This is a genomic window from Nonlabens sp., from assembly GCF_965660805.1.
Classification (GTDB): domain Bacteria; phylum Bacteroidota; class Bacteroidia; order Flavobacteriales; family Flavobacteriaceae; genus Nonlabens.
This window is the reverse complement of sequence record NZ_CBFIBE010000020.1, coordinates 1-8,682: the sequence shown is the minus strand read 5'-3', so window position 1 is coordinate 8,682 and position 8,682 is coordinate 1. Positions and strand designations below refer to the sequence as shown.

Genomic DNA, 8,682 nt, shown 5'->3' with positions numbered 1-8,682 from the left:
GTAAATGCAACCAGTATAGATTTGAATTATACTAATTTACTATTATTTGAACAACGATCGTTCCTTGTTGAATTTCAAGTACCATTACTACCCGTAGTAGCGCTAGGTGATTTGTTGACAAATACGGTTGATATTACACCACTAGCTAGTGATGTAACACCTAGTAATAATAGCAATACAGATACCCAAGTCATTATAGGAAGTTATGATCCTAATGATAAGATGGAATCACGCGGTCCATTCATCGTTCCAGCAGAGTTTGATTCAAGTGATTACCTTTACTATAGAATCCGTTTTGAGAATACTGGAACAGCTAGTGCGATTAACGTGCGTATAGAAGATACATTAGACGCACAGCTGGACTGGAGCACCATAGAAATGCTAGATGCTAGTCATGAATATGTAATGACACGCATGGAAGATCAGGTGATCTGGAATTTTGATAACATCATGTTACCAGACAGTACTAGTGATCCAGTAGGAGCAAATGGTCATGTGTATTTTAGAATTAAACCTAATGTTTTCAGTGAAGGAACAGTAATTCCTAATACGGCTGAGATCTATTTTGACTTCAATCCACCTATTATTACAAACACATTTACATCTACATTCCAGACACCATTGAGTATAGATGAGCCAGAGCTAGTAAATTTCCAATTATCTCCTAACCCTACATCTGGAATGGTACAGGTGAACCTAGAGCATGGAACAATAGAAAATGCAGAGCTAGTGTTATATGATGTCAGAGGTAGAATTACGCTTTCGCGAAAGCTGACTAATAATAATTCTCAAATAGATGTAAGCAACTTACCAGCTGGTATCTATATTGCAGAGTTGAGCAATGGTAATCAAGTGTACACTTCAAAACTGGTGAAACAGTAATACCAATTTACATTCCTAATGTCACATATAATTCGTTTCTTTTTCGTCTATATTTCAAAATAAAATGAAACCGTAGTTTAGGCTATGCTTTAATTTTCTTTATCATCTAGTCAAAAAATAATTCAAATTAAGAATACGGCATTAGAAACATAAATTGGTATAAAGCCATTTTGTTTTTGGTATTATACCGCATTTAAAATAAACAAATCGGTATTAAATCGATTGTAGGATAAGTATAAAAAAGCCTCGATGAAATCAATCATCGAGGTTTTTTTATGCTTATTTGAAAATGGTTAATCTACCTCATCGATGTTGTTTTCTTCATGATAAGTTTTGGTGCTATCTACTGTGAGTCTGTAAATCTCTTTCAGTTCCTCTGGAGTTAAATCCCTGTACGTTCCTTTAGGAATATCTAGTTCCACATTCATGATGCGTATACGTTTTAACTTAGTGACACGGTAATCTAGATATTCACACATGCGGCGTATCTGTCTATTTAAACCTTGCGTGAGAACGATTCTAAAAGTTTTACGACCTATTTGCTCTACTTCACATTTCTTAGTCACGGTATCTAGAATAGGTACGCCAGCTGCCATTTTTTTAATAAAATCGCTAGATATACTATGATCTACCGTCACGATATATTCTTTACCATGATTATTCCTAGAACGCAATATTTTATTAACGATGTCGCCATCATTAGTTAAGAAAATCAACCCTTCACTCATTTTATCCAGCCTTCCTATAGGGAAAATGCGCGTAGGGTAATTAATAAACTCTATAATATTATCGGGTTCTACGCGAGTATCTGTGGTACAAACTATGCCTGTAGGTTTATGAAAAGCGATGTAAACGGGTTTCTCTTTTTTCTTAGAAATAGCCTCGCCATCTACCGCTACGTTATCCTCAGGCTGTACTTTGGTTCCCATTTCTGGAACAGCGCCGTTAATGGTCACTCGTCCTTGTTCTATAAGTTTATCGGCCGCTCGACGAGAACAAAATCCTTGCTCGCTGAGGTATTTATTAATGCGTGTTCCTTTATTTTCAGACATGGCACAAAGGTAGGATTTTGTGTTTATATTTTATGAATTAAAGAGCTTATTGAGTGAGTGGTTCAACTTACCTTTGCTACTCAATCTTTATTATGACACCACAAGAACAATTCTTAACTCAAATTTTATTTAAAGACCTGAACTATACCTTAAAAGGTGATGGAATCTATGTTTTTGAAGCCTTAGAATTTAAACAGCTTATCGTGAGATGTCGAGATAATGGAGTAGGAGCTTATAAAATGCTCGTGTGGAAAGATGATGAGGTATTGAAAATAACCTCTCATGATCAATTCAATAAGAAAGCTACTGATGTGCGATGGTTGAAAAGTGCTTTTTATGAAAACTTCTACGAGGATAAAACTTGTAACTACAGTGCAGAATTTAAAATATCAGAAAAACTCCTGGAACGCAAAGAAATGTTTGTTCCTAAAATAGAAGAAGAAGAGTAACCTAAATCTAATTCTTTATCATATCACGCACGATCTTTAAATGATGATGCGTGTGTATCCATAAAAACTTTTCAGCCTCTTTTACATTTAAGTGTCCAAATAAGGGATGCTCAAAATAGCAATTTGATGCGAGATTCTCTATGCTTTTTAGATCCTCTTTAGCGCTGGTAAGCCACTGGTTTAGTTCTTCTTTAGAGATGTTTCCTTCTGGCATAATATGTTTAGGAGAACGACCTTTTCCTCTAGGAATCTTTTTAAAGGTCATAATCATAAACTTTACAAAAGAAAATTTGGGACTATATGCTTTAGGGTCAGAATCTTTGAGAGCTTGTGGAATTCCATGAATAACCTGTAACGTATGATCTAGGTGCCAGTATGTGTTCACTTGAGATACCGCTATATTATGAATAGGCCCCATTGCTATAAGCTTCTTGATTTCCTCAAGTTGGTCTTTTAAACGTTCCATTATTAGTAGATAGTTTTAATGGTAAATTTCTGGTTATTAAAACTAATAATATCTGTTGCTTTTTTATGTTTTAAGGCAACACCTATGGGAGATTGTAAAGAAATACAAAAAATAGTTTCATCCTCAACCACGATTTTTCCCATTCCAGCACTTATGTAAAACCATCCAGCTGGTAATTCTACCATAGCTCCAGGTTCTACTAGGGTACACTTTTTAGAAGCATCTATCTTCTGGAACTGTTCTAGGATCTTAGAAGTATCAGCCAGTTGTCTTTTAAAAAGATCTTCTTCATTTTGAATCATGGCCATGCCCGTTTCATACTTATCTCCAGCGCTACTTTTAGTTTCGTTGCGTTTAGAGTCCATGAGTCTATCTAGGTTCTTATGAATGGTAATCATGCGATCTTCTAGAATCTCACGGCAGTGCTGGTGCACCTTATTTTTAAAAGTAATAGAATCCATAAATAAAAGTAAGTTGTAAAAGTAAACAATCTAATCATGGAACTATTAAAATCAAAAAAGCCCCATGCACAAGGCGATGAGGCTTTTTATCACTAACCTAAAAGTTTATGGTAGTAACACGTTGTCTATAGCGTGAACTACTCCGTTAATCGCCGTAACATTAGTTACAATAACTTCAACTGTTCTGGAATTTGCATCTGTTATTACCACACCGTTTGTGGTGTTTATAGTAAAAGTTCCAGGTCCTAGAGGATCTACGATTAAACCATCTGTAATATCTTCAGCTCTTACCGCAGCACCAGAAACTACGTGGTAGGTAAGTATATCAGATAAATTAGCTAAACCTAGTATAGCGTTAATATCTGTAAGTGAATCGTTAGGGTCAGCATCTATAAGAGATTGAAAAGAAGAGTTCAGTGGAGCAAACACGGTTAATGTAGCAGCAGGATCAGCAACAGTGCTTACTAAGTTTTCTTGTGTAAGAGCCGTTACTAAGTTATCAAAGTTAGGATTTGCAGCAGCAAGAGTTGCTACAGTTGGTAAAGCTATAACTTCATCTACTATGTGTATCACACCATTATCTGCATTTACATCAGCTGTGGTTACCTCAGCATCACCGTTTAAGAATACACCACCATCTAGGTCTATATATAAATCTAAGAAATCGTTGTTTTCGTTTGTAGCATTTGTTTTAACATAGCCGTCTGATAAGTCAGTGGACATAGCGACAGTACTTAATACGTGATTGCGCAATGTGTTTCTTAATAAAACTACCGGTACATCATCTATAGTTGCAAAACCATTTGCACTAAGAAAAGTTTGAAAAGCAGTATCTGTAGGTGCAAAAACCGTAAACGTGCCACCAGCTTGATCTAGTGTTTGATCCAGTCCGGTTCTCTCTAGTGCATTATCTAAAATGGTAAAAGTAGGATTATCATCTACAATGTCTGAAATGGAATTATTATTATCGATAATATTACCATTATCATCACTGTCTTCGCAAGATACGGTTGTAAGAGCTATAGCCGCTAGAGCTATACATTTTAAAGTTGTTAATTGCTTTTTCATAGATTAAAATTTGTTTGGGAATTTGTTTTTCAAAAATACACTCAAGCGTTTTTATATTTGTTTAATGGTTTGTTAAATAAATTAAACAAAATTAAAATCACTTCTTATCACTATCAATAATGAGGTAGTCTTAATAGATAAAAACAACTTAATAACGGCTTATAGTATTGTAGAGAACCAGTATTTTTGCACTATGGCAAAAGTAGTAGTAGGACTTTCTGGTGGAGTAGATTCAAGCGTGGCAGCATATCTTTTAAAGGAGCAAGGTCATGAGGTGATCGGGCTATTTATGAAAAACTGGCACGATGACAGCGTTACCATAAGTGATGAATGTCCATGGCTAGAAGATTCTAATGATGCCATGCTGGTGGCAGATAAGCTAGGTATTCCTTTTCAGACCGTAGATTTAAGTGATCAGTATAAGGAGCGCATCGTGGACTATATGTTTGACGAGTATGCACGTGGTCGCACGCCTAATCCTGATGTGCTGTGTAATCGTGAAATTAAATTTGACGTGTTTATGGACATAGCTTTGGACTTAGGAGCAGACTATGTAGCAACGGGTCATTACTGCCAGAAACAAACTTCGATCATCGACGGTAAAGAAATCCATCACCTCATAGGTGGCGCAGATGGGAATAAAGATCAGAGTTATTTTCTATGTCAGGTTTCTCAGGAACAACTTGCCAAAACACTTTTTCCCATAGGTCATTTACAAAAACCTGAAGTGCGTGAAATAGCTGCAGCCCAGAACTTGATCACTGCTGGAAAGAAAGACTCACAAGAATTATGTTTTATAGGTAAAGTGCGCTTACCAGATTTTCTACAACAACAATTAAAGCCTAAAAATGGTGATATTATAGAAATACCTGCTCAGGTAAGTATAGAAAAAGCAGCTGTTGACCGTGAAGAAGATGAGGTAATTACGCTTTCGCGAAAGCGACATTACCAGCCACATGAAGGTAAAAAACTAGGCACACATCAAGGAGCGCATTACTTTACACGTGGCCAGCGCAAAGGGCTTGCCGTAGGAGGAACACCAGAACCACTTTTTGTGATCGAGACTGATGTGGAGACTAATACTATATATGTAGGACAGGGAAAACAGCATCCTGGATTGTACCGTCGTGGGCTCTTTATAGACCAGTCTGAGTTGCACTGGATCAGAGAAGATCTAGCGCTAGAAACTGGTAAGTCTATGGAGGTTATGGCAAGAATACGCTACCGACAGACCTTAGAACCTGCCATGCTTCATGCTACAGAAAATGGAGCTTATTTGATCTTTAAAGAACCACAAAGTGCCATATCGCCCGGTCAGTTTGCTGCTTGGTATCGTGATAATGAGTGTTTAGGTTCTGGTGTAATTGCTTAACTTGCAGTTATGAGAGTTTTTATTTGTGTGTTGATGTATCTCGCTTTCGCGAAAGCGTATTCCCAAGAACTCCACGCATGGATTTATTTTACAGATAAACCCAATGTGAGTAGCAGTATAGCTAATCCCAGCACCATACTGACTCAAAAAGCAATACAGCGCAAAACCAGACACGGAATTAGCATTGATGCTCGTGATGTTCCCATGAATCAAAACTATGTTGCTCAAATTAAAGCTCAAGCAGGAATCACTTATAAAACACAATCTAAGTGGTTCAATTGTGTACACGTAACTGGTTTTGAGTCAGATATTAACGCCTTGATATCATTAAGTTTTGTTGACCGTGTAGATTTTGCAGACCCTACTAAAATGGCACAACAACCCTATCGAGATAAATTTGTAGAGACCACAACACCACCGTTAACTTATGGAAGTGCTACTAACCAAATCGATATGATAGGTCTGGATGAATTGCATAACTCAGGAAATACCGGAACTGGAGTAACTATTGCGGTGACTGATAGTGGCTTTCCTAATGTAGATACTCATTCAGGTTTTTCTCAATTAAGAGGTAATAATGGAATCGCTGGTGGTTACGATTTTGTAGCTGGAAATAATAGTTTTTATGGCGATCACTGGCATGGCGCTAGAGTTTTAAGTATTATGGCAGCACAGGAGACAGGAAACTTTCAAGGCAGCGCGCCAGATGCGCAATACTATCTTTTTAGAACAGAAGATGCCGCAACAGAAACACCTGTAGAAATGAGCTACTGGGTAGCCGCGGCAGAACGTGCTGACTCACTAGGAGTAGATGTTATGAATGTATCGCTGGGTTATTTGACTTTTGATAATGCCAATGAAAATTTAACTTATGCAGACATGGATGGGCAATCGGCTTTTATCTCACGAGGAGCAAATGTGGCAAGTGAAAAAGGAATGATCGTAGTGGTGAGCGCAGGGAATTCTGGTAATAGCACAAACCATCCCTACATAGCCGCTCCTGCCGATGCCGATGGCGCTTTTTCTATAGGAGCAGTGAATAGCAGTTTACAAAAAGCAGGTTTTTCAAGTATAGGACCTACCGCAGATAACCGACTCAAGCCCAATGTGATGGCACAAGGAAGTGGGACAGCATTAATAAATGAGAATGGAACCTTAGTTTCTGGAAGTGGAACTTCCTATAGTGCTCCATTAATAAGCGGTGCTATGGCCTGTTTATTACAAGCTTTTCCTAATCTTACACCACAACAAATTATTACTACCGTAGAACAAAGCGCTGACAACTTCAATACACCAAATAATGATTACGGCTATGGGATTCCAGATTTTGGAGCAGTGTTTAATACGCTTAGCAATCAGCAAATTGCAATAAATGGGGATTTCAATTATTACATCACTAAAGATAAGAATCTGTTCCTAGAACTTCCTGAAAAGCATCCAGCGGTCTCAGTCAGTTTGTATAATCTCAAGGGACAGCTCTTGTGGGATGGAACATTAGAAGATCAAACACCTATGTATTTAGGTGGTATTAATCCTGGAATCTACATCCTTAGAATAGAAGAATTAGGGAAGTCTGTTAAAATTTCTTTTTAGATTGATTTGTTATTAAGCAAACACCCAACCCAACCTTCCCTCAAGGGAAGGAATTTTTGAGTTTACGGTAATAGTTATTATCGCAACATTAAGGTGATCTATATTTTCAATAATTTTTTAAAGTCTTTCCCTTGAGGGAAATGTCGATAGGCAAAGGGTGTTTTGTATCTATTTGTTTTTTGGTTTGTTATTGCGGTAATGGCAAAAATGAACAAGCCATAGACGTGAATTTCTTAATCTCTGGAGTATATATTTTACAAGTTCAAGAATTGAATAGCTCTTTTAAAGTGGCTTTTTGAGTCTGTCAAAAAACATTTCATTTCTATAATCTGAATACTACAAGAGGCTCCTATCCTCAGATGAGGAGAGGACAGATTAAACTTGGCTTGTCCAAGTGAAATCAGGAGAGGTTGAAACACGTAAGATTTTGAAACCTTAAAACTTCTCGTTTTCCACTAAATTTGCAAGTAACAACAAGCAACTATGGAAAACAGAATCACATCATTATTTAATATAAAATATCCCATCATTCAAGGAGGAATGATATGGGCAAGTGGTTACAAACTAGCAAGTGCAGTAAGTAACGCTGGCGGACTGGGATTGATAGGTGCTGGATCTATGTATCCGCATGTTTTAAAAGAGCATTTAGAGAAAATCGTACAGCATACAGATCAACCTTATGGTGTGAATGTTCCTATGTTATATCCTAATATCGAGGAGATCATAGACATGATTATAGCTCATAAAGTTCCTATTGTTTTTACGAGTGCAGGAAATCCCAAGACCTATACCCAACGGTTAAAGGATCATGGAATTAAAGTGGTGCATGTAGTAAGCTCTGTGAAATTTGCTTTAAAAGCGCAAGACGCTGGAGTAGATGCCGTAGTTGCCGAAGGTTTTGAAGCTGGTGGACACAATGGCCGCGAGGAAACCACTACCATGACTTTAATTCCTATGGTAAAAAAGCAACTAGAAGTTCCTTTAATTGCCGCTGGTGGAATTGCTACTGGTAGAGCTATGCTAGCAGCCATGACACTAGGCGCTGATGGTGTACAAGTAGGAAGTCGTTTTGTGGCAACTCACGAAGCTAGTAGTCATCTAGCTTTTAAAAATGCCGTAGTAGACGCACAAGAAGGCGATACACATTTAACGCTAAAAGAACTGGCGCCAGTACGATTGATACGTAATAAGTTTTGGCAAGATGTTCAGGATTTATATGCTACTGGTCCTAGCAAGGAGGATCTTAAAACCTTATTAGGTCGTGCTCGTGCTAAAAAAGGAATGTTTGAAGGCGACCTGATAGAAGGCGAATTAGAAATAGGTCAAGTATCTGGACTTA

9 protein-coding genes are annotated in these 8,682 nt (G+C 37.5%); 5 read left to right on the top strand and 4 right to left on the bottom strand.

Going from position 1 to position 8,682, the window contains the following annotated elements:
* On the top strand, positions 1-882 hold an 882-nt coding region (locus ACTF48_RS06585), incomplete at its 5' end, for a T9SS type A sorting domain-containing protein (RefSeq protein WP_438962357.1).
* A gap of 293 nt (positions 883-1,175) precedes the next feature.
* On the opposite strand, the gene rluF is transcribed toward ACTF48_RS06585, so the two are convergent.
* On the bottom strand, positions 1,176-1,934 hold the full coding sequence (gene rluF, locus ACTF48_RS06580; RefSeq protein WP_438962356.1) for a 23S rRNA pseudouridine(2604) synthase RluF: 759 nt from the start codon (positions 1,932-1,934) through the stop codon (positions 1,176-1,178).
* A 92-nt stretch (positions 1,935-2,026) separates the two neighbouring features.
* Here rluF and ACTF48_RS06575 point away from each other — a divergent pair, with 92 nt between their 5' ends.
* Entirely contained in the window at positions 2,027-2,383 is a 357-nt protein-coding gene (locus ACTF48_RS06575) for a hypothetical protein (protein WP_438962355.1), read from the top strand.
* Positions 2,384-2,390: 7 nt separating this feature from the next.
* On the opposite strand, the gene ACTF48_RS06570 is transcribed toward ACTF48_RS06575, so the two are convergent.
* From ACTF48_RS06570 to ACTF48_RS06560, 3 genes are all read right to left on the bottom strand, one after another.
* A complete protein-coding gene (locus tag ACTF48_RS06570; RefSeq protein WP_438962354.1) occupies positions 2,391-2,849 on the bottom strand; it encodes a DUF1569 domain-containing protein in 459 nt (152 codons plus the stop codon).
* Between the two features lie 2 nt (positions 2,850-2,851).
* Positions 2,852-3,310 carry a transcription elongation factor gene (locus ACTF48_RS06565; protein WP_438962353.1) on the bottom strand — a complete coding sequence of 153 codons (459 nt, stop codon included), beginning with the start codon at positions 3,308-3,310 and terminating at the stop codon, positions 2,852-2,854.
* Positions 3,311-3,415: 105 nt separating this feature from the next.
* Positions 3,416-4,378 carry a fasciclin domain-containing protein gene (locus ACTF48_RS06560; protein ID WP_438962352.1) on the bottom strand — a complete coding sequence of 321 codons (963 nt, stop codon included), beginning with the start codon at positions 4,376-4,378 and terminating at the stop codon, positions 3,416-3,418.
* Positions 4,379-4,571: 193 nt separating this feature from the next.
* On the opposite strand from ACTF48_RS06560, the gene mnmA reads away from it, so the two are divergent.
* From mnmA to ACTF48_RS06545, 3 genes are all read left to right on the top strand, one after another.
* A complete protein-coding gene (gene mnmA / locus ACTF48_RS06555; RefSeq protein WP_438962351.1) occupies positions 4,572-5,750 on the top strand; it encodes a tRNA 2-thiouridine(34) synthase MnmA in 1,179 nt (392 codons plus the stop codon).
* Between the two features lie 9 nt (positions 5,751-5,759).
* Positions 5,760-7,343 (top strand): S8 family serine peptidase, encoded by a 1,584-nt coding sequence (locus ACTF48_RS06550; protein ID WP_438962350.1) that lies wholly within the window; start codon positions 5,760-5,762, stop codon positions 7,341-7,343.
* Between the two features lie 483 nt (positions 7,344-7,826).
* Positions 7,827-8,682: NAD(P)H-dependent flavin oxidoreductase (locus ACTF48_RS06545; RefSeq protein ID WP_438962349.1), on the top strand; the 856-nt coding region annotated here is incomplete at its 3' end.

What these genes read in the sequence shown, in the direction of transcription:
- ACTF48_RS06550 (WP_438962350.1), top strand. Translation starts at nt 5,760, where the DNA reads ATGAGAGTTTTTATTTGTGTGTTGATGTATCTCGCTTTCGCGAAAGCG.
- ACTF48_RS06575 (WP_438962355.1), top strand. Translation starts at nt 2,027, where the DNA reads ATGACACCACAAGAACAATTCTTAACTCAAATTTTATTTAAAGACCTG.
- ACTF48_RS06560 (WP_438962352.1), bottom strand. Translation starts at nt 4,378, where the DNA reads ATGAAAAAGCAATTAACAACTTTAAAATGTATAGCTCTAGCGGCTATA.
- mnmA (WP_438962351.1), top strand. Translation starts at nt 4,572, where the DNA reads ATGGCAAAAGTAGTAGTAGGACTTTCTGGTGGAGTAGATTCAAGCGTG.
- rluF (WP_438962356.1), bottom strand. Translation starts at nt 1,934, where the DNA reads ATGTCTGAAAATAAAGGAACACGCATTAATAAATACCTCAGCGAGCAA.
- ACTF48_RS06565 (WP_438962353.1), bottom strand. Translation starts at nt 3,310, where the DNA reads ATGGATTCTATTACTTTTAAAAATAAGGTGCACCAGCACTGCCGTGAG.
- ACTF48_RS06570 (WP_438962354.1), bottom strand. Translation starts at nt 2,849, where the DNA reads ATGGAACGTTTAAAAGACCAACTTGAGGAAATCAAGAAGCTTATAGCA.